General features: G+C 64.2%; 25 protein-coding genes and 2 pseudogenes. 10 read left to right on the forward strand and 17 right to left on the reverse strand.

The genetic code is table 11. From position 1 onward, the window contains the following. Positions 1–3 precede the first annotated feature (3 nt). The 3 genes from kdpB to ACVW16_RS10690 are packed head-to-tail and all read right to left on the reverse strand — an operon-like array spanning position 4 to position 3,997. Positions 4–2,118 (reverse strand): potassium-transporting ATPase subunit KdpB, encoded by a 2,115-nt coding sequence (kdpB, locus tag ACVW16_RS10680; RefSeq protein ID WP_456699197.1) that lies wholly within the window; start codon positions 2,116–2,118, stop codon positions 4–6. A 33-nt stretch (positions 2,119–2,151) separates the two neighbouring features. Beyond that, positions 2,152–3,855: a potassium-transporting ATPase subunit KdpA gene (gene kdpA, locus ACVW16_RS10685; RefSeq protein WP_456699198.1), complete on the reverse strand. Its 1,704-nt coding sequence runs from the start codon at positions 3,853–3,855 to the stop codon at positions 2,152–2,154. Between the two features lie 52 nt (positions 3,856–3,907). Then, complete coding sequence (locus ACVW16_RS10690; RefSeq protein ID WP_456699199.1) at positions 3,908–3,997, reverse strand: K(+)-transporting ATPase subunit F; 90 nt, start codon at positions 3,995–3,997, stop codon at positions 3,908–3,910. A gap of 432 nt (positions 3,998–4,429) precedes the next feature. Between ACVW16_RS10690 and ACVW16_RS10695 the strand changes: the two genes are divergently transcribed. From ACVW16_RS10695 to ACVW16_RS10730, 8 genes and pseudogenes are all read left to right on the forward strand, one after another. Next, complete coding sequence (locus tag ACVW16_RS10695) at positions 4,430–4,897, forward strand: hypothetical protein (protein WP_456699200.1); 468 nt, start codon at positions 4,430–4,432, stop codon at positions 4,895–4,897. 133 nt (positions 4,898–5,030) lie between these two features. Beyond that, entirely contained in the window at positions 5,031–5,279 is a 249-nt protein-coding gene (locus ACVW16_RS10700) for a hypothetical protein (RefSeq protein WP_456736097.1), read from the forward strand. 26 nt (positions 5,280–5,305) lie between these two features. Beyond that, positions 5,306–6,216 (forward strand): annotated as a pseudogene (dapA, locus tag ACVW16_RS10705) (4-hydroxy-tetrahydrodipicolinate synthase). Positions 6,217–6,342: 126 nt separating this feature from the next. Beyond that, positions 6,343–6,525: a hypothetical protein gene (locus ACVW16_RS10710; protein WP_456736098.1), complete on the forward strand. Its 183-nt coding sequence runs from the start codon at positions 6,343–6,345 to the stop codon at positions 6,523–6,525. A 10-nt stretch (positions 6,526–6,535) separates the two neighbouring features. Continuing rightward, entirely contained in the window at positions 6,536–6,928 is a 393-nt protein-coding gene (locus tag ACVW16_RS10715) for a hypothetical protein (protein ID WP_456738219.1), read from the forward strand. 3 nt (positions 6,929–6,931) lie between these two features. Next, positions 6,932–7,060 carry a hypothetical protein gene (locus tag ACVW16_RS10720; protein ID WP_456699205.1) on the forward strand — a complete coding sequence of 43 codons (129 nt, stop codon included), beginning with the start codon at positions 6,932–6,934 and terminating at the stop codon, positions 7,058–7,060. A gap of 167 nt (positions 7,061–7,227) precedes the next feature. Beyond that, the gene (gene upp, locus ACVW16_RS10725; RefSeq protein WP_456736099.1) at positions 7,228–7,863 is read left to right on the forward strand and encodes a uracil phosphoribosyltransferase; all 636 of its coding nucleotides are present in this window, start codon (positions 7,228–7,230) and stop codon (positions 7,861–7,863) included. 33 nt (positions 7,864–7,896) lie between these two features. Continuing rightward, complete coding sequence (locus ACVW16_RS10730; RefSeq protein ID WP_456802613.1) at positions 7,897–9,468, forward strand: AMP-binding protein; 1,572 nt, start codon at positions 7,897–7,899, stop codon at positions 9,466–9,468. Between the two features lie 20 nt (positions 9,469–9,488). Here ACVW16_RS10730 and ACVW16_RS10735 read toward each other — a convergent pair whose 3' ends face one another. Both ACVW16_RS10735 and ACVW16_RS10740 read right to left on the reverse strand, forming a co-directional pair. Next, positions 9,489–10,655 carry an acyl-CoA dehydrogenase family protein gene (locus tag ACVW16_RS10735; RefSeq protein WP_456736100.1) on the reverse strand — a complete coding sequence of 389 codons (1,167 nt, stop codon included), beginning with the start codon at positions 10,653–10,655 and terminating at the stop codon, positions 9,489–9,491. A gap of 135 nt (positions 10,656–10,790) precedes the next feature. Further along, positions 10,791–10,958: pseudogene (locus tag ACVW16_RS10740) on the reverse strand (fumarylacetoacetate hydrolase family protein); the annotation flags it as partial. Positions 10,959–11,028: 70 nt separating this feature from the next. On the opposite strand from ACVW16_RS10740, the gene ACVW16_RS10745 reads away from it, so the two are divergent. Beyond that, positions 11,029–11,928 (forward strand): LysR substrate-binding domain-containing protein, encoded by a 900-nt coding sequence (locus ACVW16_RS10745; protein WP_456699207.1) that lies wholly within the window; start codon positions 11,029–11,031, stop codon positions 11,926–11,928. A 173-nt stretch (positions 11,929–12,101) separates the two neighbouring features. On the opposite strand, the gene ACVW16_RS10750 is transcribed toward ACVW16_RS10745, so the two are convergent. From ACVW16_RS10750 to ACVW16_RS10805, 12 genes are all read right to left on the reverse strand, one after another. Continuing rightward, entirely contained in the window at positions 12,102–12,437 is a 336-nt protein-coding gene (locus tag ACVW16_RS10750; RefSeq protein WP_456736101.1) for a hypothetical protein, read from the reverse strand. 81 nt (positions 12,438–12,518) lie between these two features. Further along, entirely contained in the window at positions 12,519–13,010 is a 492-nt protein-coding gene (locus ACVW16_RS10755) for an Hsp20/alpha crystallin family protein (protein ID WP_456736102.1), read from the reverse strand. 74 nt (positions 13,011–13,084) lie between these two features. Beyond that, positions 13,085–13,546 carry an Hsp20 family protein gene (locus ACVW16_RS10760; RefSeq protein ID WP_456699210.1) on the reverse strand — a complete coding sequence of 154 codons (462 nt, stop codon included), beginning with the start codon at positions 13,544–13,546 and terminating at the stop codon, positions 13,085–13,087. Between the two features lie 218 nt (positions 13,547–13,764). Beyond that, positions 13,765–15,243, reverse strand: a complete 1,479-nt coding sequence (locus tag ACVW16_RS10765; RefSeq protein ID WP_456738221.1) for an amidase — start codon at positions 15,241–15,243, stop codon at positions 13,765–13,767. 16 nt (positions 15,244–15,259) lie between these two features. Next, positions 15,260–16,057, reverse strand: coding sequence for an FAD binding domain-containing protein (locus ACVW16_RS10770; RefSeq protein WP_456736103.1), 798 nt, complete (start codon positions 16,055–16,057; stop codon positions 15,260–15,262). 11 nt (positions 16,058–16,068) lie between these two features. Then, positions 16,069–18,456 (reverse strand): xanthine dehydrogenase family protein molybdopterin-binding subunit, encoded by a 2,388-nt coding sequence (locus ACVW16_RS10775; RefSeq protein ID WP_456736104.1) that lies wholly within the window; start codon positions 18,454–18,456, stop codon positions 16,069–16,071. Between the two features lie 2 nt (positions 18,457–18,458). After that, positions 18,459–18,950: a (2Fe-2S)-binding protein gene (locus ACVW16_RS10780; protein WP_456736105.1), complete on the reverse strand. Its 492-nt coding sequence runs from the start codon at positions 18,948–18,950 to the stop codon at positions 18,459–18,461. Then, complete coding sequence (locus ACVW16_RS10785) at positions 18,947–20,077, reverse strand: ABC transporter ATP-binding protein (protein WP_456736106.1); 1,131 nt, start codon at positions 20,075–20,077, stop codon at positions 18,947–18,949. Before ACVW16_RS10785 ends, ACVW16_RS10780 begins: the two co-directional genes overlap by 4 nt. A gap of 18 nt (positions 20,078–20,095) precedes the next feature. Beyond that, a complete protein-coding gene (locus tag ACVW16_RS10790; RefSeq protein WP_456736107.1) occupies positions 20,096–20,986 on the reverse strand; it encodes an ABC transporter permease in 891 nt (296 codons plus the stop codon). Then, positions 20,983–21,867, reverse strand: coding sequence for an ABC transporter permease (locus ACVW16_RS10795; RefSeq protein WP_456736108.1), 885 nt, complete (start codon positions 21,865–21,867; stop codon positions 20,983–20,985). Before ACVW16_RS10795 ends, ACVW16_RS10790 begins: the two co-directional genes overlap by 4 nt. 83 nt (positions 21,868–21,950) lie before the next feature. Further along, complete coding sequence (locus ACVW16_RS10800) at positions 21,951–23,300, reverse strand: ABC transporter substrate-binding protein (RefSeq protein WP_456736109.1); 1,350 nt, start codon at positions 23,298–23,300, stop codon at positions 21,951–21,953. A 263-nt stretch (positions 23,301–23,563) separates the two neighbouring features. Further along, positions 23,564–24,865, reverse strand: a complete 1,302-nt coding sequence (locus ACVW16_RS10805) for an MFS transporter (protein ID WP_456736110.1) — start codon at positions 24,863–24,865, stop codon at positions 23,564–23,566. A 177-nt stretch (positions 24,866–25,042) separates the two neighbouring features. Here ACVW16_RS10805 and ACVW16_RS10810 point away from each other — a divergent pair, with 177 nt between their 5' ends. Then, on the forward strand, positions 25,043–26,257 hold the full coding sequence (locus tag ACVW16_RS10810) for an ABC transporter substrate-binding protein (RefSeq protein ID WP_456736111.1): 1,215 nt from the start codon (positions 25,043–25,045) through the stop codon (positions 26,255–26,257). The last annotated feature ends 5 nt before the right edge of the window (positions 26,258–26,262 follow it).

Consider the following 26,262-nt stretch of genomic DNA (forward strand, 5'->3'; position numbering starts at 1 on the left):
CCTTTAGGCGAGGTGCAGGGCAACGACGACGAGGTCGATCGCCTTGATGCCGACGAAGGGAATGACGATGCCGCCGAGGCCGTAGATCAGCAGGTTACGCCGAAGCAACGCGCCGGCACCGACGGCGCGATAGGCGACGCCCTTCAGCGCCAGGGGGATCAGGCCGATGATGATGAGCGCGTTAAAGATGATCGCCGACAGGATGGCGCTCTGCGGGCTCGACAGGTTCATGACGTTCAGCACGTTGAGCTGTGGGTAGAACGCCAGAAACATGGCCGGGATGATCGCAAAATATTTTGCGACGTCGTTGGCGATCGAGAAGGTCGTCAGCGCGCCGCGCGTCATCAAGAGCTGCTTGCCGATCTCGACCACCTCGATCAGCTTGGTGGGATTGGAATCGAGGTCGACCATGTTACCGGCCTCACGCGCAGCCTGTGTGCCTGTGTTCATGGCGACACCGACGTCGGCCTGGGCGAGCGCCGGCGCGTCGTTGGTGCCGTCGCCGCACATGGCCACCAGCTTGCCTTTCGCCTGCTCGTCGCGGATCAGCTTGAGCTTGTCCTCGGGCGTTGCCTGCGCCAGGAAGTCGTCGACACCGGCTTCCGCGGCGATCGCCGCCGCCGTCATCGGGTTGTCGCCAGTGATCATGACGGTGCGGATACCCATGCGGCGCAGCTCGGCAAAGCGCTCGCGGATGCCGCCCTTGACGATGTCCTTGAGCTGGATGACGCCGAGCAGCTTTCCGTCCCTGGCGACGGCCAACGGCGTCCCGCCGGCTTTCGAGATGTCGTCTGCAATGGTCTGGATCTCGCGGCCGATCTCGGACAGTGCTGCAGGCTGGATGGCGCGCGCCGTATTGCCCGACGCCACGGCCATCGGCGCGCCGCCGCCGACATAGTTGAGCATGGCATCAACCGCGCCCTTGCGCACCGAAGAGCCGCCGGCATCGACACCGCTCATGCGGGTCTGCGCCGTGAACGGGATGAAAGTCGCCCCGAGCTCGGCCATGTCGCGGCCGCGGATGCCGTATTTCTCCTTCGCGAGAACGACGATGGAGCGGCCCTCGGGGGTCTCGTCGGCAAGCGAGGCGAGCTGAGCGGCGTCCGCCAGCTCCTGCTCGCCGACACCGCGCACCGGTCGGAACGCGGTGGCTTGGCGGTTTCCGAGCGTAATGGTGCCGGTCTTGTCGAGCAGCAGCGTGTCGACGTCGCCGGCCGCCTCGACCGCGCGGCCGGACATCGCGAGCACGTTGAAGCGCACCAGGCGGTCCATGCCGGCGATGCCGATGGCCGAGAGCAGCGCGCCGATCGTGGTCGGAATCAGCGTCACAAACAGCGCGACCAGCACGATCACCGAGATCGAGCCGCCCGCATAGGCCGCATAGCTCGGAATGGTGACGGTCGCGAACACGAAGATGATGGTGAGGCCCGCGAGCAGGATGTTCAGCGCGATCTCGTTCGGCGTCTTCGCGCGCTCGGCCCCCTCGACCAGCTTGATCATGCGATCGATGAAGGTCGAGCCCTGCGCCGCCGTGATGCGGACGCGGATCCAGTCGGATAGCACCTGGGTTCCGCCTGTCACCGCGGAGCGGTCGCCCCCGGACTCGCGGATCACGGGTGCGGATTCGCCTGTTATGGCGGCCTCGTTGACGGACGCGACGCCTTCGATCACCTCACCGTCGGACGGGATGGTGTCACCCGCCTCGACCAGCACGATGTCGCCGACCTTGAGGCTCGTGCCCGGCACCAGCTTGAAGTCCTTACCCGCGCCGCTCAGCAGCTTGGCCTGGCTCTCGCTGCGGGTCTTGCGCAGCGAATCGGCCTGCGCCTTGCCACGGCCTTCGGCCACCGCCTCAGCGAAGTTCGCGAACAGCACTGTGAACCAGAGCCAGACGATGATCTGGAAGGTAAAGCCGAGATTGGTGCCCTCAGTGACGAGATCGCGCAGGAAGATCACCGTGGTGAGCGCGGCCACGATTTCGACCACGAACATTACGGGGTTCCTGATCATCAGCCGCGGGTCGAGCTTGGTGACGGAAGCGCGGATCGCCGGCACGACGATCTTGGGATCGAGCATCGCCGAGACGGACGCGCGCTTCTGCAGTTTCATGGTTTCCATGGAGGTCACTCCAGACAATCAGAAGAGGTTCGATCAGAACACTTGGCCTGCATTCATCGCGAGATGCTCGACGATGGGGCCGAGTGCGAGCGCCGGGAAGAAGGTGAGGCCGCCGATGATCAGGATTACGCCGACGACGAGGCCGACGAAGAGGCCGCCGGTGGTCGGGAACGTGCCCGCCGACGGCGGAATGGATTTTTTGGCGGCGAGCGAGCCCGCGATCGCCATGGCCGGCACGATCATGAAGAAGCGGCCGACGAACATCGCGCTGGCGAGGGTGAGATTGTAGAACAGCGTGTTGCCGGTGAGGCCCGCGAACGCCGAGCCGTTGTTGCCGGTCGCCGACGTATAGGCGTAGAGCACCTCGGTGAAGCCGTGGGGGCCGGCATTGGCCATGGAGGCCACCGCCGCGGGATAGACCACGCCGACCGAGGTCCAGCCCAGATACATCAGCGGCAGCACCAGGATCGCGAGCATCGCCATCTTGACCTCGCGCGCCTCGATCTTCTTGCCGACATATTCCGGCGTGCGGCCGACCATCAGGCCCGCGACGAAGATCGCGAGCACGACGAACAGCAGCATGCCGTAGAGGCCGGCCCCGACGCCGCCGATGATGATCTCCCCTAGCTGCATGTTGATCAGCGGGATCATGCCGCCGAGCGCGGTAAAACTATCATGCATGGCGTTCACCGCGCCGCAGGACGCCGCCGTGGTGATCACGGCGAACAGCGAGGACGCAACGATGCCGAAGCGAACTTCCTTGCCCTCCATGTTGCCGCCGGTCAGGCCGAGCGCCTGAAGCATCGAAGTGCCGTTGGCTTCCGCCCAATAGGTGATCGCGACGCCGGCGACGAACAGGACGCCCATCACGGCGAGGATCGCGAAGCCCTGGCGCTGGTTGCCGACCATGCGGCCGAACACATTGGTCAGCGCGGCGCCCAGCGCGAAGATCGACAGCATCTGCACGAAGTTCGACAGCGCGGTCGGATTCTCGAAGGGGTGCGCCGCATTGGCATTGAAGAAGCCACCGCCATTGGTGCCGAGCATCTTGATTGCGACCTGCGAGGCCACCGGCCCGACAGCGATGGTCTGCTTGGCGCCTTCGAGCGTCGTGGCCTCGACATAGTCGCCGAGCGTCTGCGGCATGCCCTGCGAGACCAGGAACAGCGTATAGACCACGCAGATCGGCAGCAGCACATAAAGGGTGCAGCGGGTCACGTCGACCCAGAAATTGCCGACCGTGCGCATCGAGGCGCGCGAGAAGCCGCGGATCAGCGCCACGGCGAGCGCGATGCCGGTCGCGGCCGACAGGAAGTTCTGGTGCGTCAGGCCGACCATCTGCACGAGATACGAAATCGTGCTCTCGCCACCGTAGTTCTGCCAGTTGGTATTGGTGATGAAGGAGATCGCGGTGTTGAAGGACAGATCCTCGGCAACCGCGGTCTGCCCGGCCGGATTGAAGGGCAGCACCGCCTGCAGGCGCATCACACCGTAAATGATCAGGAAGCCGCCGACATGGAACAGCAGCATGGAAACCGTATAGGTCAGCCAGTGCTGCTCGCGCTTCTCGTCAACGCCTGAGATCCAGTAGATGCCGGCCTCGATCGGACGCAGCACCGGCGAGAGAAACGTTGTCTCGCCATTGAACACACGCGTCATGTACCAGCCGAGCGGTTTTGTCAGCGCGACGATGACGACGCAGAAAAGAATGATCTGGAGCCAACCGATCACAGTCATGGAATCAACCCTTCAGGCATTTTGTCCGCCGCAACAGCGGCAGCCGCACGGCTCAGAACCGTTCCGGCCGCAGCAGCGCATAGGTGAGATAGACCAGAAGGCCGAACGAGACGGCACCGGCGAGCGCATAATCGAACATCATGATCCGCTCCGTCACAGCCGTTCGCAGGCGTAGGTGTAGCCGATCGCTAGGGCAAAGAAGCCGAAGCCCAGCGCCAGCATGAGAATGTCCATCATGGGAAAACTCCTCGTTGCGCTCCGTGGCGGAGGCAACTGTGTCTCACTTCCCCGGCAGGCAGCTTGCGTTGAATCATGTGCAGCAGTTGCCGGCCGGGACTTTCACCGCCTTCACGTGCCACCACGCACATAGGTTTTCGAGACGTCGGCTCTGGCGAAGTTATAGGAATCTCATAAAGGACGGCGCGCCGGCGACGCGTTGCATCCCGCGCGGATGGGGCCAGTGCTTATGAGATTCCTATATCTCCCAACCCCTTCCCGTCTCGTTTTCCAATGCTCTTCCCGCCATCCTGAACAGGCCGGCCGACGGACCGACGCCCGCTCCAGGAGGCCTGATATGACCGTCGCTTTCCAACACTATGATCCACCGGCCCTCACCGACCGCCTCCGCAACGCGCAAGGCATGACGCGGCCGTTGATGCTCGAAATCATGGACAAGGCCTGCCGCCGCTTCCCTTCTCTCGGACAGACCGAGCGCACCGCGCGCGTCATGCGCCTGATCGATGCCGAGGCGTGGACCGATGCCGCGCTGGCGCTGATGGAACTCGAACTGCCGCTGTGGCAGGTCCGCCGCATCGCCTACGATGAGGGCGAATGGCACTGCGCACTGTCGCGCGAACGCGAACTGCCGGACTGGCTCGACGCGGCGGTCGAGGGATGCCATGGCGACCTCGCGGTCGCGCTGATGTCGGCTTTCGTGGAGATACAGGCACTGGCCGTCGAAACTTCGCGGCCGAGCGTTCCCAGCGTGCGTCCCGCCGCGGATGCGCTCTACGAGCCGGCGGCTTGCGAGAATTTCAACTGAGCGCGAAGCCTTATGGCGTTCCTATGAGATCGCCGAGCGCCCTCTCTCGAAATCCTATCCATCGAGAAAGATATTGATCGGGAGGTTGCGGGACGAAATTCCGCCCCTCGCGTCAATTGGAAGGACTTCATCCGTGAAACTCGTCGAACCTCCCTCGTGCAGCTCGCTCTCCAGCATCGTCTTCATCGGCCGGAACCATCGCGGACAATGGATTGCGCAGGAGCAGCACGGCCTCTATGGCGGCCTGTTCGTCAGCCGCGCCCAGGCGATCAAATACGTGCTGTTCGAGAACGGACATCATCCCGAGACCATCGTCGAACTGCCGCGCGAGATCGAGCTCGACATGGGTAAACACCCCGACCTCTCGCAGCGCGCGGCCTGAGCGCCGCGCATCCGGGCAAGCAAGCCATGTTCATTCCTCCTTCATCCTGGATCACCGGTTTCATCCCGGATCTGCCGACGCCGCTCGACGCAGCCGACACGATCGACCTCAGGGCGTTCGCCGCACTGTGTGAGCGCCAGGTTGCAGCCGGCGTGCCTGCGATCGTGGTTTGCGAGACGGCGGGCGAAGCGCCGACGCTTTCGGCCGCCGAGCAGGAACTCGTCATTCGCACCGCGGTCGAAGTTGCCCGCGGGCGGGCGCGGGTCATCGCGGGTGCGATGTCGAATGCGACCGGCCGCGCTGTCGAGCTTGCGCGGCGCGCAGAGGCAGCCGGTGCCGATGCCGTCATGTCGGTGGTGCCCGCCTACAACAAGCCGATGCAGGAGGGGATGCTCGCGCATTTCCGCGCCATAGCCGGCGCGATCGGCCTGCCCGTGATCCTGCACGACGTCCCCTCCCGCACGCTGCGTCCGCTCGCCGACGAGACATTGCTGCGTCTGGTCGAAGCCCGCCAGTTCGTGGGCCTGCGCGATGGGAGCGGTGACAGCCGATGCGCCTGAGCCGGCTGCTGCCATCTGGCTTTCGCCTGCTATCGGGCGACGACGTCTCCACATTCGGCACCCTCGCCGGCGGCGGCGACGGCGCAATCTCGGAGGTTTCCAACATCGCGCCAGATCTATGCCGCACGATCTTCTCACAAATCCGGCAGGGTCGCCTGCAAACGGCGCGCTACCTGCACAAGCGCCTCGTGCCGCTCATCGCCTGCCTGTCCCGCGAAAGCCCGGCTGCACTCAAATACGCACTGAGCACGCTGGGCCTGATGTCGCCCGCGACAAGGCTGCCGATCGTGCCGCTGGATGATCTGGCTCGGGCCGAGGTCCGGAGAGCCTTCATGGCGATTGCCGACGAGGAGCTGATCGACAGCATCGGCGCTTAGAGAGCGCGCCTATAGCGCTCCTATACGACAACACCCACACCCGTCTCGCATTCCTATGCTGCGATGCTCACTATCAGAAGCCAGATAGGGCGACTGTCTCGTCGCCCGAGAGACAAGGACTTCCATATGTCGATGCTGACACAGGGCTTTCAACGCCCCTTCCGCTGGGCCGAAGGCCCGGCCAGGGAACGCAAGGCCGAGCTCAAGCGCGTCGCGCGGCGTGCACTTGCGGTGCTCACGATGGGCAGCGTGCTCACGGCGCTCATCGTGCTGAAGACCGCCATCCACGTCTGGCACCTCCACGCCTGAGGGCGCTATGATGACCTTGCAGACGTGTGAGGAGGCCGCCATGGCCGCGATTGCTCTTCAAGCTGTTGATCGCCAGCCGCGGCAGCGGCCTGCGGCGGAATTGACGCCGCTCGATCCCGACGTCGTCAGCGCCGCCATTCCCGCCTTTTTCATCGGCCGCAACAAGGTCGGCCTCTGGGTCGTCCGCGAGGCGCGCGGACGCATCGGCGGCCTGTTCCTGTTCAAGAGCTCGGCCGTCGATTTCGCCAACCGCCAGAGCGCGCCGGCACGGTGTGCGCTGGTGTTTCCCGCCGAGACCTTCGAGCTCGACATCGAGAACCGCGGCAATCCGCTGATCGTGCTGGCCGAACGAGCCAGGCGGCTGCTGGCTCGCCTCACCGCGGTGCCCACCGCGGACAGCTAGCATATGCCGCTCTTCAGGGGACCTCTCGAGCACGCGGTCACCACGACCATCCTGACCATGACGCTGAGCCTGATCTGGGGGGCGGTCCTGACGATCGTGATCACGCTCGCAGCGCGTGGGCTCGGGGTCTAGAGCCTTCGATCACTTCCGCGGGCCGACCGCGAAGTGACCAAGGCTGCCCATCAGGCGAGCAACCGGGCAAGAACGGCGATCGCGATGACGGACAGGCCGCCCCGGTCCTTGCGGAAAACGCCCGGCCGATCTGGCGCAGTTTCACGGAACCGTGTTAGACGGGCTGCATGAGCACAAGCAGCGTCAACGTCGTCGCCCACCCCCTGGTCCAGCACAAGCTTTCCCTGATGCGGGAGAAGGATCGCTCGACCAAGAGCTTTCGCGAGATCCTGAACGAGATCGGGATGCTGCTCGGCTACGAGGTGACGCGCGACCTGCCGCTGGAGCTGGTCGGGATCGAGACGCCGATCTCGCCGATGCAGGCGCCGAAGATCGCCGGCAAGAAGCTCACGCTGGCGCCGATCCTGCGCGCCGGCGTCGGCTTCCTCGACGGCATGCTGGCGCTGATGCCTTCGGCCCGCATCGCCCATATCGGGCTCTACCGCGACCCCGAGACGCTGCAGGCCGTGGAATATTATTTCAAGGCACCACAGGACCTGTCGGACCGCACCGTGATCCTGATGGACCCCATGCTGGCGACCGGCAATTCGGCCTGCGCCGGCGCCTCGCTGCTGAAAGACCGCGGCGCCCGCGACATCCGTTTCGTCTGCCTGCTGGCAGCGCCGGAAGGCGTTGCGAAGTTCCAGGACGAACATCCGGACGTGCCGGTCTGGACCGCCGCGATCGATGAGCGGCTCAACGACCACGGCTATATCGTGCCGGGCCTGGGCGATGCCGGCGACCGAATGTTCGGCACCAAGTAGACAGGTTTGCGCGATCGGGCTACTCCGGTGGCCATGCACGCCGACGATGTTTCGCTGCAATCGCTGATCGAATCGGAGACATCAGCCGAGCCCGCCTTCGTGTTCGACGGCACGTCCGTGTCGCGCACGGAATTTTCGATGAAGGTCGAGCAGACCGCTGCCTGGCTTGCCGCGCAGGGCATCGACAAGGGCGACGTCGTCGCGGTCTGGCTGGTCAACCGGGTCGAATGGATCGCGCTGCTGTTCGCCGCCGCCAGGCTCGGTGCGATCGTCGCCGCCGTCAACACGCGGTATCGCAGCGCGGAGGTGGTGCATCTTCTGAAACTGTCCGGCGCCAAGCTTCTGGTGGTCGAGGCCGCGTTTCGCTCGATCGATTTCGCTTCCATTCTCGCCGACATCGCCGGCGAAGAGGTGCCGGCCCTGCAGAAGGTCGCGACGGTCGGCGCGGATGCGATCGCCGCAAAATGGTCCTGCACGCGCTTCGATGCGTTCGATAAGCCCTATCCGCTGACTCCCGCCCAAGAAGACATCGACCTGCCCGTACTGCTCTACACCACATCGGGCACGACAAAAGGCCCGAAGCTGGTGGCGCATTCGCAGCGAACGCTCGCAAGCCACGCGAAAGCCGTTGCCAAGGCACTCCAGCTCTCGCCGCAGCGTCACGCTCTACTGGCGATGCTGCCATTCTGCGGCACCTTCGGCATGACGAGCCTGCTGGGCTTCATCGCGGCGGGCGCGACCGTCCACGTGCTCGACGCTTTTGAGGCGGCACCGGCTTTGAACATCCTCAGCAAGCAGCAAATCACACACGCCTTCGGCTCCGACGAGATGTTTCGCCGCATCCTCGCACTGACCCACGCGCCGCGGCCGTTCCCGCATCTCGAAGTCTGCGGCTATGCCGCGTTCCAGCCCGGCTGGCGCGAGCTGGCTGCAGAGGCCGAGACGCGCGGCCTGCCGCTGTTCGGCCTCTACGGCTCGAGCGAGGTGCAGGCGTTGTTCTCGATCGGCCGCCCCGGCGACGCTTTCGCCGATCGCATCGAGGGCGGCGGCTGGCCGATGTCATCAGAGGCGAAGGTGCGCGTGCGCGATACCGAGAGCGGCGAGCTCACCGCTCCCGGCGTCTCCGGCGAGATCGAGATCAGCGCGCCATCGCGCTTCCTCGGCTATTTCAACAACCCGGAAGCGACGCGCGAGGCCATCACCGCGGACGGCTTCTTCCGGACCGGCGATATCGGCCGTCTCCGCGGCAACGGCGCCTTCGTCTATGAGACCCGCGCCGGCGACGCCATGCGCCTCGGCGGCTTTCTGGTCGCGCCTGGCGAGATCGAGGACGAGCTCAAGTCCTGTGCCGGTGTCGCCGACGCCCAGGCGGTCGCTGTCGATCTGAAAGGCCAGGCGCGCTGCGTCGCCTTCGTGATCCCGGCTGGTCGACCGCCGCAGCAGGAAACCTTGGTCGCGCGCCTGCGTGAGCGGCTCGCCGGCTACAAGGTGCCGGCACGCATCTATGTCGTGGATGCCTTCCCGGTCACCGACAGCGCCAATGGCGTCAAGATCCAGCGCGCAAAACTCCGCGCCATGGCGATGGAACGGATCGCCGCCGAATAGAAACCTTCAGAGCAACCTGCTCAGTACGATTTGGCGAGGCCCAGCACCTTCTCCGCGATGAAGCTGAGCGCGAGCTGCGGACTGACCGGCGCGATGCGGGGGATCAGCACCTCGCGCAAATAGCGCTCGACGTGAAATTCCTTGGCATAGCCAAAGCCGCCATGGGTCATCACCGCCTGCTCGCACGCCGAGAAGCCGGCTTCGCCGGCGAGATATTTCGCAGCGTTGGCCGCGGCGCCGCAGGGCATGCCCTTGTCGTATTGCCAGGCCGCCGACATCACCATCAGCCATGCCGCCTCGAGCTCGACCCAGTTCACGGCGAGCGGATGCTGGATGCCTTGATTTTTGCCGATCGGGCGATTGAACACGACGCGCGTCTTGGCGTATTCGGTCGCGCGCGACAGTGCGAGCTTGCCGAGGCCGACGGCCTCCGCCGCGATCAAGATACGCTCGGGATTCATGCCTTCGAGGATGTACTCGAAACCCTTGCCCTCTTCGCCGATGCGGTCCTCCATGGGAATTTCAAAGTCCTCGAAGAACAGCTCGTTGGAATCGACGATCTTGCGGCCCATCTTCTCGATCTCGTGGACCTTGATCTTGTTGCGGTCGAAGTCCGTGTAGAACAGGCTTAGACCGTGGGTCGGCGAGCCCACGTCTTCGAGCGGCGTGGTCCGCGCCAGCAGCAGGATCTTGTGCGCGACCTGCGCGGTCGAGATCCATACCTTCTGGCCATTGACGATGTAGCGGTCGTTCTTGGCGACCGCGCGGGTCTTGAGCTGCGTGGTGTTAAGGCCGGTGTTGGGCTCCGTGACGGCAAAGCACGCCTTCTCGCGGCCCTCGACCATCGGCGGCAGCATGCGCTTGCGCTGCTCCTCGGTGCCGAACACGACCACCGGATTGAGGCCGAACACGTTGATGTGCACCGCAGAGGCGCCGGACATGCCGGCGCCTGACTCCGCGATGGTGCGCATCATGATCGCGGCTTCAGTGATCCCGAGCCCGGAGCCGCCGTAGGCTTCCGGCACGCAGATGCCGAGCCAGCCCGCGTCGGCCAGCGCCTTGTGGAAGTCGTGCGGGAAGCCGCCGTCGTGGTCCTTCTTCAGCCAGTAGGCATCGGGAAAGCCTTCGCAGATCTTTGCGATGGCGCCGCGAATGGCTTCCTGCTGATCGGTGAGCGCGAAATCCATCCGTGTTGATCTCCCTGATCGCCCTGCTCGCGCTGTTGACTTGAAGCTCGGTACATAGACCTGAACGCCCCCGTCAGGTAGATGTACCACGCATGCGGCCATGTTCGACGGAAATGCCGCCACGCGGCAAGATCATCAGACGACGTTGAGCGACATGTCCGGCAAGCCCTCGGGCTTGCACCGTAGCGCGTCGCTCTTCAGCATGGGGCCGACATGCTCCGGCGTGCCGGAATAGATGATGTCGCCGGCCTTCAGCTCGAACGCTTCCGACGACTTTGCGATCTGCTCGGCGACGTTCCAGATCCACCCAGGCCGGTCCGCCCAAATGTGCTAGCATGGAACTTGCATAGATTCTGGGCGACATGGACGCCGCATGAACCTCATCAGTCTCGATATCCGCATGCTCCGGTCGCTGATCTCGGTGGTCGAGACCGGCAGCATCACCGAGACTGCGCGACGGCTGGGCCGCACCCAGCCGGCGATCACGCTGCAATTGCAGCGGCTGGAGGAGCTCACCGGCAAGCAATTGTTCGACCATGCCGGCCGCAGGCTGACGCTGACCGACGACGGCACTGTCGTCCTCACCTACGCCAAGTCTATCCTGAGGTTGCATGACGAGCTGATCTCGCAGCTGGCTTCGCAGGAGATCGAGGGCCAGGTCGTGCTCGGCACGCCCGACCTCTACGCGGCGTTCATGCTGCCGCAGATCCTCAGCGTGTTCCGGAAATCTTTCCCGCGCGTTCAGGTCGAGCTCAACTGTGCGCTGTCGACGCCGCTCGTCGGCCTCGTCAAGCGCGGCGATGTCGACATCGCACTCGTCACCCGCATGAACGATTTCACCGGCGGCCAGGTGGTGCGGCGCGAGCAGCTGGTGTGGATGACGGGCGAGCAGTCCACGGCGCATCAGGAGCGACCGATCCCGCTTGCGCTGCTGCCGCCGGGCAACATCTATCGCGACTACGCCATCGATACGCTGGAACGCGCAAACCTGCGCTGGCGCGTCGCCTGCGTCAGCGAAAGCGTCGGCGGACTGCAAGCCGCCGCCTTCGCCGGCATGGCCGTCACCGTGCTCGGCCGCAGCGCCCTGGTGCCGGCGATGCGCGAGATCGGGCCGAATGAAGGGTTGCCCCCGCTGCCGAAGATCGAGCTGCTGCTGTACAAATCCAACGGCGCCACCTCGAAGGCCGCGACCGCGCTGCACGACTATCTCGCGCACTATCTGCGGCTCGACGACGAGCTCAGCGGCCGCGGCACGCCGATCGAGCTGTCGTAACTCCTGCGATTCAGTGATGCTCGCCAGCGTTTCGCAAAGCCCTCGACACCCAACATCGAGGATTTAGCCAGCCCGGGGCGCAGTGATGAGGCCTTGCAGAGCGAGAAACGGAACGACGCAGACCGCCGAGGCCTGACCGAGCAGCACGAGCCCGAGAACAGTCTGCGTGAGCATCATGTGCTTTGCCCCTCTGCGGCGGCCCGTGGCCGCCGCAGCCGCATCGGTACGCCGCCGCCGCGCGGCGGGTCGTCATTGTCGTTGTCACCGCCGAGCTTGCGCAGGGCGGCCAGGATATCGGCGAGCCGGACCGCGTGGTTCATGCCGGGGATTTCGCGCAAGGCGGGACAGGATTCGACGGTGTACATGTCGGACGCCCAGGACGACAGGATCATCCGCTTCTCCGGGGTGGAGAGCTCCTGCGCATTCAGGACCTCGGCAGGCGAATCGTAATGGGCTGCGGGATGAAACAGCGGATTGAGATCGCCGGAATTGGCCTTCACGTTGGTCATTGGCGGTGCCTCCCTCATACTCCTTTCAAATCGAGGGTCTGTTGACGGGGACGGCGGCGTCGATCGCCGCCGTCCGTGACGCTAATGCGTGTTGATCGGGATGCGCTTGACGCCTTCCCGCGCCTTCTCGGACTTCGGCAGCGATACGGTCAGGACGCCGTCCTTGAACGAAGCCTCTGCCTTGTCCTCCTCGACGCCGTCCAGCGGGATCTGCCGTTCGAAGGCGCCATAATAGCGCTCGGTGAAGTACCGGCCATCGCCGTTGCGCTCAGCCTTCTTCTCGCCGCGCACGGTCAGGACGCCGTTGGCGATCTCCACCTGGACGTCCTTCTCGTTGAGGCCGGGAAGCTCGGCCGAGACCGTCAACGTCTTGTCGGTCTCGCTGAGCTCGACCTTGGGCCAGCCGAAACGGCCTTCCATCAGCGGCGACAGGCTGGTCCCGCCGAAGCCGCGGAAGACGTCTTCGAACAGGCGATTCATCTCGCGGTGAAGCGTCAGGAAGGGGTCGAAATTGTCGCGCGACGGCGCGAGCTCCTGGTTTTTCGACCAGGGAATGAGATCACGAAAAGCCATTGTTCTCTCCTTGATGCATCGGGAGCGCGGCGCGCATCCGCACGCCGCGTTCCGCCACTGAACCGATCGAGCGCTTAGGCTGCTTTCTTCTGCTCGATCTGCGATGCCGCAGGAGTGCCGCCCGCGATCGGAATCCGGCGCGGCTTCATGGCTTCCGGAACCTCCCGGACGAGGTCGACGATCAGGAGCCCGTCCTGGAACGAGGCCTGCTTCACCTGGACATAGTCGGCGAGGTTGAACACGCGCCGGAATGGCCTGGCGGCGATGCCCTGATACAGGTATTCGCGCGCAGCGGTCTCGGGCTTCTTGCCCTCGATGGTGAGCGCGTTCTGCTCGGCCGTCACGTTGATATCGCTGGGACCGAAACCTGCCACGGCAAGGCTGATCCGGTAATGGTCTTCACCGGAACGTTCGATATTGTAGGGGGGATAGTTGTCCTCGTTCGCCTGGCGCAACGTGCTGTCGACGAGGTCGGCCAGGTGATCGAAGCCGATGGTGGAGCGCCACAGGGGCGCGAAGTCGAAACTGGTCCTCATAACCAAGTCCTCCAAAGAGCAAGATGGATACGAAGGAGCGCAAGACAGGTATCAGACGGGTCCGATGACCGGTCCGGCGCCCGCGCCGGGCCCGATCTGGCACCCGGCACACCGCTCTCGCGGCAAAAAACGACTTATAAAAACCGCTGTCGATTTCAAGAGGTCGCCTCGAAAAATTTTCGAATCCCGGCAGACGAGAGGCGGGGCCGGTTCCAGCCCTACGCCTTGGGTCGTCCACGCAGGGCCACCTGCGGCCAGAACTTCGCCCAGGGCTGCGCCTGCTCGAACGCGGCGGCGATCCGGAAGATCGTGGGCTCGTCGAGCCAGGGCGCGATGATCTGAAGACCGATCGGCATGCCGTCACGATCGAGACCGCAGGGCAGTGTCGCGGCCGGAAGCCCGGCGAGGTTGATCGGCCAGGTGAACGGCGACCAGCCGAGATGCGGATCGACCTTGCTGCCGTCGATGGTGTCGACGCCGATCTTGGCGGCCCCGAACGCGGTCACGGCAACCGTCGGCGTCACCAGCACATCGACGCGTTCGAACAGCTTGATGAAGGCATTGCGCACCTGGCCGCGGCGATAGCTCGCTTCGATGTAATCCGTACCGCTGTAGCGCCGGCCGGCGCTGACGACATCGCAATAGTGCGCTTCGGAGTCCGCGAGATCGGCCCGCGTCTTGGCCGAGACCGCGGCCGCCTGCTCGGTAAATGCGATCGGCTTCAACGTATGCTCGAGGATATCAGGATCGAGACCCGGCTCATCCATGGTGACTCGCGCGCCGCACGAATCGAGAATCGCGAGCGCCCTGCCGAAAGCTGCGCATACGTCGGAACTGACGGCGGCATAGCCGAGATCGGCGCTGGCGCCGACACGAATACCATCCAAACGCCCTGCAGTCGTATCGAAGCGGCGCGCGGACACGCGAAGGCTTGCGGCATCGCGCAGATCGTAAGCAGCGATGATCTCCAGCGTCAGCGCGGCATCGGCAACGGTCCGCGTGATCGGCCCGGTATGCGCGAGCGAGGCCCAGGACGGCGGCGAGAAGCCGGGCGAGCGTGGCACGAGACCGAAAGTCGGCTTCAGGCCAAACACACCGCAAAAGGAGGAAGGCACACGGATCGAGCCGACGCCGTCGGTGCCGATTGCGATCGGGCCACAGCCGGCAGCGACGCCCGCTGCCGCACCGCCGCTCGATCCACCACTGGTGCGACCAGGATTCCAGGGATTGCGCGTGATGCCGGTGACCGGGCTGTCCGCCGTCAACTTGTACCCGGACTCGCAAGTGGTGGTCTTGCAGGTGATGATCGCGCCTGCTGCCTTCAGCGCCGACACCACGGCAGCATCGGCTTCAGGAACAAAGCCTGCGTTCATCGGCGAGCCGGCATAGGCCGGCACGCCCGCGACGAAGATGAGGTCCTTGATCGTGACAGGCACGCCGGCGAGCGGTCCCTGGTCTTCGCCCGCGTGCATTGTCTTCGTGAGGCGATCGGCCTCCGCTCGCGCCTGCTCGTACATCGGCGTCACCACCACGTTGCAGGTCTCGTTCGTCGCCTCCAGCGCGGCGATGGTGTCGTCAACGACATCGCGCGGCGTGAATGCCTTGCGCCGGTAGCCGGCCATGATCTCGGTTGCGGAGAGCGCGCCAAGGCCAGTCGGCGCCGGCGGGAGGGCCGTTCGGCCGGAACCATCAGTCATCATCAACCCTGCGGAACTAGACGAGCGCCGCGTCGACGGCGCGCTTGGCCATGACAGTGACGAGATGCGCCCGGTAATCGGCTTCGGCATGGATGTCGGATGTGAGACCGTCGGTGTCGATCTTGATCGCCGCGATCGCGGATGGATCGAAATTTTGCGACAGCGCCGCTTCCATCGGGGGCACACGGAACACACCCGGCCCCGCACCCGTGACCGCGACGCGAACACCATCGGCGAACTTCGCGACGAACACGCCGACCAGCGCATAGCGCGAGGCCGGCGCCTTGAACTTTGCGTAGCCCGCCTTGAGCGGCACCGGAAAACGGATCGCGGTGATGATCTCGCCCGCTTCCAGAGCGGTCTCGAACAAGCCGAGGAAGAACTTGTCCGCCGCGATCTCACGCATGCTGGTGATGATGGTGGCGCCGAGACCGAGAACGCCGGCGGGATAATCCGCGGCCGGATCGTTGTTGGCGACTGAGCCGCCGAGGGTGCCGCGGCTGCGCACGGCAGGATCACCGATCATCGAGGCCAATGCCGTGAGCCCGGGGATTTTCGCCTGCACCAGTTTCGAGGCTGCAACCACCGCATGCGGCGTCATCGCGCCGATGGTGATGGTCTCACCGTCGTCGGTGATGCCCTTGAGGGATCCAAGCTTCGACAGATCGACCAGCGCAGGCGGATTGGCCAGCCGCTGCTTGAGCGTCGGGATCAGCGTCATGCCGCCAGCGAGGAGCTTGCTGTCCTCGATCGAGGTCAACAGCTTGGCCGCATCGGGAATTTGGACGGGCTGATGATAGGCAAATGGCTTCATTGTTGTCCTCCCTATTCCGCGGCGACCGGCAGCGACGCATTTTGCAGCAGGCGCCAGATCCGGTTGGGCGTCGCGGGCATGTCGACATGGGTGACGCCGAGATGCGACAGCGCATCGACCACCGCGTTGATCACGGCGGCGGGCGAACCGATGGTGCCGACCTCTCCGCAACCCTTCACGCCCATCGGCGTATGCGTGCAGAGCGTCGAGTGGGTCGCAACTTTCATCATCGGGATATGGTCGGCGCGCGGCATGCAATAGTCCATCAGCGAGCCCGACAAGAGCTGACCGGTGCCCTCGTCATAGACCGCGTTTTCGAACAGGGCCTGGCCGACGCCCTGCACGATACCTCCGTGCAACTGCCCCTCGACGATCATCGGATTGATGACAGTGCCGACATCGTCGACTGCCGTGTAATTGACCAACGTCACCGTGCCCGTCTCCGGATCGACCTCGACCTCGGCGATATGGCAGCCGCCGGGATAAGTGAAGTTGACAGGATCGTAATAGGCCTGCTCCTCCAGGCCCGGCTCCAGCACCTCGAGCGGATAATCGTGCGGCACATAAGCCGCGCCCGCGATCTCCTCGAACGTCTTCATACGGTCGGTGCCGGCCACCGAAAATTTGCCGCTCTCGAACTGGATATCCGCTTCGGCCGCCTCGAGCAGGTGCGAGGCGATTTTCTTGCCTTTGGCGATTACCTTGTCGGTCGCCTTGGACAGCGCGGCCCCCCCGACCACGAGTGAGCGCGAGCCATAGGTGCCCATGCCGAACTGCACCCGATCGGTATCGCCGAACACGATGTCGACATTCTCGAAGGCGACGCCGAGCTTGTCGGAGACGATCTGCGCAAAGGTCGTCTCGTGGCCCTGGCCGTGATTGTGGGTGCCGATCATGACCGTCACCTGGCCGGTGGGATGCACGCGCACGGTGGCACTCTCATAGAGGCCCCCGCGCGCCCCGAGCCGTCCCGCGAACCGCGACGGCGCGAGGCCGCAGGCTTCGACATAGGTGGAATAGCCGAGCCCGCGGAATTTGCCCTTGCTGGCGGAGGCCGCCTTGCGCACGCCGAAATTCTTGACGTCGGCGGCTACAAGCGCGCCGTCGAGACAGCCCATGGGATCACCGGAATCGTACTGCACCAGCACCGGCGTCTGATAGGGATAGGCTTCCTTCGGGATCATGTTGCGGCGGCGGATCTCGACGCGGTCGATACCCATCTCGGCGGCTGCGACATCGACGATGCGCTCCAGCACGAAGGTCGCTTCGGGGCGGCCCGCGCCGCGATAAGCGTCGACAGGCACGGTGTTGGTGAAGACCACCTTCACGTTGCAATAGATCGCGGGCGTGGTGTAGACGCCGCCAAGCAGCGGACCGTAGAGATTGGTCGGAATGTTCGGCCCGAAGGTCGAGAGATAGCCGCCCATATTGGCGAGCGTGTTGACGCGGAAGGCGAGGAATTTTCCGGTCTCGTCCAGCGCCAGTTCGGCCTCGGTGACGTGATCGCGGCCGTGGCGATCGGAGACGTACCCCTCCGAGCGGCTCGCCACCCATTTCACCGGCCGCTTCACGCGCTTGGCAGCCCAGGTGACCACGGCCTCTTCGCCGTAGTGGAACTGCTTGACGCCGAAGCCGCCGCCAACATCGGGGGCAACCACGCGCAGCTTGTGCTGCGGGATGTTCAGCACCAGCGCGCCCATCAGGAAGCGCACGACATGCGGGAATTGGCTGGTGGTCCACAGCGTGAAGCGATCGGTGCCGGGCTCGTATTCCGCGATCGCCGCGCGCGGCTCCATGGGATTGCCGATCAGGCGGTTGTTGACGAGGCTGAGCCTGGCGACATGGGTGGCCCTGCGAAACGCGGATTCCACCGCAGCCCTGTCGCCGAGCTCCCAGTCACAGCAGATATTGTTTGGGATATCGTCGAACAGTTGCGGCGCATTCGGCCTGACCGCTTCGAGCACGCCAATCACGGAGGGCAGCACCTCGTAATCGATCCTCAGCAGCTCAGCGCCGGCGTTCGCCTGCTCCGGCGTCTCCGCGATGACAAAAGCCACCATATCGCCGACGAAGCGCACCTTGCCTTGCGCCAGCATCGGGAACGGCGGTTCCTTCATCGGCACGCCCTTGGCATCCGAAATGCCCCAGCCGCAGGGCAGTGAGCCGAGGCCGTCGGCCTTGACGTCATCGCCGGTGAGGACCGCGATCACGCCAGGCGATGCCAGCGCCGCAGCCTTGTCGATGCCGCGCAGTATCGCGTGTCCATGCGGCGAGCGCACGAACACACCCGCGGTCATGCCGGGACGTTTGATGTCCGAGACGTAATTGCCGCGGCCGGTGAGGAAACGCTGGTCTTCTTTTCGCTTCGGTGCGGCGCCGATGCCGATCACATTGGCCATGGTCATTCTCCCTTGGCGGCGCTCATGGCGGCAGCGCCGGCCATGACCGAAACGACGATATTCTGGTAGCCGGTGCAGCGGCAGATATTGCCTTCGAGGCCGTGACGGACATCGGCCTCGGTCAGATCCCTCTTCTCGGTCGCGAGCGCGACCGCGGTCATCAGCATGCCGGGCGTGCAGAAGCCGCATTGCAGACCATGATGCTCGCGAAACGCCTCCTGCATCGGATGCATCTGGTTCGAGCCGGGCGCGCCTTCCAGACCCTCGATGGTGAGCAGCGTCGCTCCGTCGAGCGCGGGCGCCAGCAACGTGCAGCTCTTCACGGGCAGTCCGTCGAGATGGACCACGCAGGCGCCGCACTGGCTGGTGTCGCAGCCGATATGGGTGCCGGTGAGGTTGAGCTGCTCCCGCAGCAGCTCGGCGACCAGCGTTGCCGGTTCGACCTGGACAGTGATGGGCCGGCCGTTGAGTGTGAAGGATATCTGCACGGTCATGCTCCTGTGCGCAGGGGTCTTGAGGCCAGAGGCAACGCGCTGCCGGTGGCCCATGTGGCCATCACGACATCGCCGACGGTGAAGGGATCTGCGAAGAAGGTTTTTTCCGGCACGTAGGCGACGAACTCGTCGTCGGGCACGGTGTCGAGCATCACCTTGACGAAATAGCCCTGGTACTCGATCGCGAGCACGCGGCTCGGCAGCGACGTGGTGCAACCTGGCGGCAGGTCCCTGCCCGGCCTGACAAGAGCAACGTCGTCGCGGCGGACCGCGATATCGACGATGTCACCGATGCCGACGGTCGCGCGCGCCTGCAGCGGCACCTCGATGCCATCAGGTGCGGCCTGCGAGAGGGTGAAGCTTGCACCGTTGACCTTCTCGACCCGACCGGACAGCACGTTCTGCCCGCCCATGAACTCGGCGACATAACGATCGTGCGGATGCGCGTAGACGTCGCGCGCCGCACCAGCCTGCTTGATCTTGCCGTGCTCCATCACCACCACGAGATCGGCGAGCGCGATCGCCTCGAGCTGGGTGTGGGTGACATGGATGAAGGTGATGCCGAGCTCCTGCTGCATGCGCCGGAGCTCCTGGCGCATCTGCACGCGAAGCTGCTCGTCGAGCGCGGACAGCGGCTCGTCGAGCAGCAGCACCCTTGGTTCGGTGATCGCCGCCCGCGCCAGCGCAACGCGCTGCTGCTGGCCGCCGGAGAGCTGGGCCGGCAGACGGTCGGCGAACTGCGTCAGCCGCACCTTCTCGATCATGGCGTCGGCCGCCCGCAGGCGATCGGCCTTCGACTGACCGCGGACCCGCAATGCAAAGGCGATGTTCTCGCGCACCGTCAGATGCGGGAATAGCGCGTAGGACTGGAACATCATGGCGGTGCGGCGCTGCACGGGCGCGAGCCCGACGACATTCTGGCCTCCGATGACGATTTCGCCTGAGGTCGGATCCTCGTGACCGGCGATCATGCGCAGGATCGTGGTCTTGCCGCAGCCGGACGGGCCGATGAAGCAGCAATAGGCGCCATCTGCGATCCTGAGATTGACGCCGTCGACCACGTTGGTGATGCCGTCAAAGCTCTTGCAGACGCCTGCAAGTTCGATATCGCCACGATCGCATTTCATTCCCGTCTCAACCCTTGCTCAACCTTTGGCCTGGCTGCCGCGTCTCTTCTGGATCAACACGATGCTGCCGAGGCTTGCGCCGATGACGATGAAGGAAACGACGGTGGTCACCGTGCCGAGCGCATAGAGCGAGGGCGAGGTGACGTTCAGCGTCATGCTCCAGATTTCCAGCGGCAGCGTGTTCAGCGAACCCGCGGTCTGAAGGCTGCGCGCGAACTCGTCGTAGGACAGCGTGAAGCCGAACAATGCGACTGCGACGAGGCCGGGCGCCAGCACGGGGATCATCACCAGCCGGATCGACTGCCAGCGACTGGCGCCGAGATCGTAGGCCGCCTCCTCCCAGGCGTGGTCGAAGCGCGACATCACCGCGAACATCACGAGCACGCCGAACGGCAGCGTCCAGGACAGCTGCGCCCCCAGCGCCGAGGTGTACCAGCTTGCGTTCAGACCGAGCGCCTGGAACAGAAGACCCGTGCCGAGGCCGAGCACGAGCCCGGGCGCCACCAGGCTGCCGATCATCATGTAGAAGACAAAAGTGTCCCCGCGAAAGCGCCTGCGGAAGCCGAGGCCTGCAAGAAACGACACCAGCACGGTGATGATGGTGACGACGACGGCGAGCTTGATCGAGCGATCAAACGAGCCCTTGACGTCGCCGGTCCGCACCTGGGTGAAGAGATCAACGAACCAGTGCAGCGAATAGCCTTTCATCGGAAACACCAGGCCGCCGCGGATGTCCTGGAACGACAGGACGTAGATGCAGAACATCGGGCCGTAGAGCGCGATGACGTAGAAGGCGAACAGCGTCGCCAGCACGTAGAACGTCCAGGGCCGGCCGCCCTTGCTGGGCGCGATCGCCTTGGTCGTCGCGGGCGTGACCGTTTCGGGCATGTCGGCAAGGACAGCGCTCATCGCGTGATCTCCTGCCTGATGTCGACGGTGCGCAGGATCAGCGAGACGATCGCAACCAGGACCAGCGTCAGCAGCACGGCGCTTGCCGCGGCGGTCGGATATTGCAGCACGCCGACGTCCTCGTAGGACGCGCTGACGACCGAGGCCGAGCCGCCGCCGGACATCACCTTGACCACGAAGAAGTCGCCCATCACGATCGAGACCACGAAGATGGTGCCGAGCGCGATACCGCTCTTGGACATCGGCACCACGATCAGGCGCATGATGTCGAACCGGCTGGCGCCGGCATCGATCGCGGCTTCGATCAGCTTCTTGTCGATCCGGGCCATGGAATTGAAGATCGGCACGATCATGAAGATCGTGAGCTGGTGAACATAGGCGATGACGACGGCGAGATCGGAGAACAGCAACACCTCGAGCGGCTGATGGATCAAACCCATCGCCAGCAGCGCCTGATTGATCAGGCCCTCCTTGCCGAGCAACGGGATCCAGGAAATCATCCGAATGATGTTCGAGGTCCAGAACGGAACGGTGCAGAGCAGGAAAAGGCCGATCGCCAAGAGCTGGTTTCGAACGTGGAAGACGAGGAAATAGGCGACGAGGAAGCCGATGACCAGCGTGAGGACCCACGTCAGCGCGGTGAACTTGATCGTCGCCAGATACAGCTTCAACGTCAGCGCCGAATGCAGCACTTCGACATAGCTTGCCAGCGTAAAGCCCGGGGTCAGCCCGCCAAAGCCGTCGGTGGCGAAGAAGCTCGCAGCCAGCACGACCAGGATCGGCGCCACGAAGAACGGCACGAGAACCATGACCAGCGGCGAAACATAGAGCCAGCCGGCGAGATTGGAGCGTGATGGAAATGGACCTGGACTCGGCTGCATATGACCAATGGCCTCGATGGCGGTCTTATCAGCACCGGCGCGTCACGGCGCCGGTGCTTCGTTGACGTCAGGGAATGCAGGCCTCAGGCCACCTTGAAGTCGTTCCAGCGCTTGTTCATGTACGCCGCCTCGTCCATCAGCGTGTTCCAGCACGAGATGTTCTTGACGCGATCGAGGAACGAGCCGCCGTCGCGCTTGGTGCCGGCCTTCTCCATCGCAACGCCATAGGGATCGTTGACGACCTCAGGCGAGGGCTGGCCCTCGTACCAGAACGCCCATTCGGCCGGGGTGAGGAATTTCTTCGCGGTCGAAGGCACCGGGCTGTAATAGCCGTAGCGCGCGACGAAGCCGCCCTGCCAGCCTGAGAGATACCAGTTGAGATATTCGTAAGCCGCCTCCAGCTTCTTGCCGGAGAGATGCTTCATCAGGCCCATGCCGTTGCACCAGCCGCGATAGCCTTCCTTGCCGTCCTTGACGTTAACAGGCGCGTAGACGCAGGGAATCTCCTTGACGCGGACGGCAGCGACCGCGGGCGACCACATCGACTGGATCACCACTTCGCCCGCGGCCATCAGTTGCACCGACTGGTCGAAGGTGGTCCAGGTCGCGCGGAACTGGCCCTGCTTCTTCAGCTCGATCAGCTTGTTGCAGGTGAAGTCGATCTCCTCCTTGGTCATGTTGCCCTTGTTGCCGTACTTGATCAGCCCGGCACTTTCGAAGCAGAGCGCGGCATCCATGATGCCGATCGCGGGCACGTCGAGGATCGCGGCCTTGCCCTTGAACTTGGGATCGATCAGATCCTTCCATTCGGTCACTTCGTGGCCGACGAGGTCGGGGCGATAACCGATGGAGTCGGCGTTGTAGACCTGCGGCAGGAACGTCGCCCATTCGGTGACACCGTCATTCAAATCGGTCGCGTCGGGCTTGGCGATGTACATGGCCTCATAGGGCGAGATTCCCTGGCGCGGGATCTTGTGGCCGTCGATCTCGCCCTTGGTGAAGATCGGCAGGATATTGTCGAACTCCTTGATCTTCTTGACTTCGATGCCCTGGATGACGGCTCGCTTCGCGGCGAGCTTGGCCTGCCAGCCCTCGAGATCGGCGATATCGACCGTATTAGGCTGGCTTATGAAGCGGTTGATGGCAGCGGAGGTGTCGAGGTTCTGCATCGTCACCTTGAAGCCGAGATCCTTGGCGGCCTGGTCACCGATCGCCTTCACCACCGAATAGGACACGCCGACATGGCGCAACTCGATGTCCTTGATCTCCTGCGCCCAGATGGTCGGGAATCCGCGGATCGCATCCGATCCTGCGGCTGCGCCCGCAACCGCGGCCGCCCCCTTCAATAGCGTGCGCCGGCTCAGCTTTTTCACGGGCTTCGCTGCCGTTCCCGCCGGATCGGACGTGAAATTCCCCTTCGTCTCGTCAGACATGGCAACCCTCGTTGGCTACGATGAACGCTCGCACCGATCGCCATTGACCGGCTGCAGATGGGATCAGTTGCGCGTGAGGCTATGGCTGAGATTTTGCGAAGTAAAATTGGAAGTAAAAATTCGCCGCATAAACGCGGCTAATGGATCGGCCCGCTGCATTTGCTTTTGGCAGAAGCGCATAAGAAGGCGCCAGACCGTGCAGAATAGGCGCGGCAATGGGGCTCGCCCGCCCGTTCACACAGCGGAGCTGACGACGAGTCCTGTCAGGACTTGAGCGTCTCGCGCGCCGTCTCCGGCGTCATCAGCGTCGCGATGATGGTGATGATCGACAACGCGATGATGTAGAGCGACACCGGCCAGTAAGTGCCGGCCCAGGCGAGCAACGCGGTTGCGATCAAGGGCGAGAAGCCGCCGCTCAGTGCGGCTGCGACATTGGCACCGAGCGAGGCGCCGCTGTAGCGCACTTGCGTGCGGAACAGCTCCGGCATGAACGCGGCTTTCGGTCCGAACAGCAGCGCATGTGTCAGGGTCATGGTGACGACGAGTGCGAACGTGATCAGTCCCGGATCCCTGGTATCGAGGAACCAGAACAGCGGAAACGCCAGCGCCACCGAGAACACGCCGCCGGCGAGATACAACGCCTTGCGGCCGAAGATATCCGATAGCCAGCCGGCCAGCGGCAGCGTCGCGAACTCGACGATCGCGGCGTAGACGACTGCATTCAGGATCACCTGGCGCGGCAAGCCGAGCGTTGCCGTGGCATAGACCACGACGAAAACGGTGAGGAGATACGCAAGCCCGACTTCCGACACCGTGATGCCGATCGCCAGCAGAAAGCTTCGCCAGTCGCGGCGCAGCACGTCCCAGACAGGCTGCGCCAAGACTTCCTTGCGTTCGACGACCTTCTTGAAGTGCGGCGTCTCCGCGAGCTTGAGACGTACGATGAAGCCGATGCCGACCAGCACGATGCTGATCAGGAACGGCACACGCCAGCCCCAGCTCAGAAAATCCGCTTCGGGCAATTGCGTCATCAGCCCGAAGATGCCGGTGGAAGCGGCAACGCCAACCGGAAAGCCTATTTGCACCAGGCTGCCGTAAAAGCCGCGCCTGCTGCCGGCGTGCTCGACCACCATGACCACAGCGCCGCTCCATTCGCCTCCGAGACCGATGCCCTGAATAAAGCGCAGCGCGACGAGCAGGATCGGCGCCCACACGCCGATCTGGCTGTAGGCCGGCAAGCAGCCGATCAGGAACGTGCCGAGCCCCATCGCGATCATGGTCGCGACCAGCATTGTCTTGCGGCCGAGCCGGTCGCCATAGTGCCCGATGATGGCACCGCCGATCGGCCGTGCCACGAAGCCGACCGCGTAGGTCGAGAATGCCGCGAGCGTGCCGACGAAGGGATCGAAGCCCGGGAAGAACAGCTTGTTGAGCACGAGTGCGGCGGCCGTGCCATAGATCAGAAAGTCGTACCACTCGATCGCGGTGCCGAGCGCGCTCGCCCACACCACATGGGCCGTCGTCGATCGCTCCGTTGCGCCGGAGACTCCCGCTGCTGCCGTCATTGCCATCCGCCCCACAATTCCGGAGGGCATCATGGCCAAACACGGTCGGGGCTGCAACGTGCGGCGCATTCGACCGATCTCGCCTCGTTATTCGTTATTGACAAACTCATTCGTCTTTATTTAATTTGGATCAAAACAACCCGCCGCGCCGAGCGGCCATAAAAGAGAGGGAATGACATGAGAGGGCTTTTGGCCTGCGCCATGCTCGCCGCCATGATGTCTGCTGCCATGACCACGGTCGCGAGCGCGCAAGTCTCCGACGACGTGGTGCGCATCGGCGTGCTGACCGACCTGTCGAGCTGGGGCCGTGACAACTCGGGGCCGGGATCCGTCGAGGCGGCCAAGATGGCGGTCGAGGAATTCGGCCCGACCGTGCTCGGCAAGCCGATCGAGATCATCAGCGCCGACCACCAGATGAAGACCGACGTCGGCGTCAACATCGTGCGCGGCTGGTTCGACAACGGCAAGGTGGACGCCGTCGCCGACATCCCCAATTCCGGCATCGCGATCGCCGTGCACAACATGGTGCGCGAGCGCAACAAGATCGCCCTGCTCTCCGGCCCCGGCGCGAGCTCGCTCACCGACGAGCTGTGCAGCCCGAACACCGTGCACTTCACGTACGACACCTACGCACTGTCCAAGGTCACAGCGTCCGCCGTGATCAGGGAAGGCGGCAAATCCTGGTACTTCATCACCGCGGATTACGCCTTCGGCCAGCAACTCGAGAAGGACGCCACGCGCTTCATCAACGAGATGGGCGGCAAGGTGCTCGGCGGCGTCCGGCATCCGACCAACACGGCCGACTTCTCCTCGTTCGCGCTGCAGGCGCAGAGCTCCAAGGCTGACGTCGTCGCGTTCGCCAATGCCGGCCAGGACACCGACAACGCCATCAAGCAGTCCGGCGAGTTCGGTCTGGTCCAGGGCGGCCAGAAGCTCGTCGGTCTCCTGATGTTCGACACCGACGTGCACGCGGTCGGCCTCAAGGCCGCGCAGGGCACCTACATGACGACGGCGTCGTATTGGAACATGGACGAGGCGACCCGCGCCTGGTCGAAAAAATTCTTCGCCCGCACCAATGTGATGCCGACCATGATCCATACCGGCGTCTACGGCTCGGTGCTGCACTATCTCAAAGCCATCAAGGCCGCCGGCACCGACGATCCGGCCAAGGTCATGGCCAAGATGCGCGAGCTGCCGATCGAGGACACCTTCGTTCACGGCGGCAAGTTGCGAGAGGACGGCCGCGTCGTCCGCGACATGTATCTGGCCAAGGTGAAGTCGCCCGAGCAGTCGAAGGAACCCTGGGATTATCTCGACATCATCAAGACGGTGAAGGGCGAGGACGCCTTCCGCCCGGTCTCCGAATCCAAATGTCCGCTTCTGAAGAACTGAGGTGA

This window comes from Bradyrhizobium sp. USDA 4474 (genome assembly GCF_054057515.1).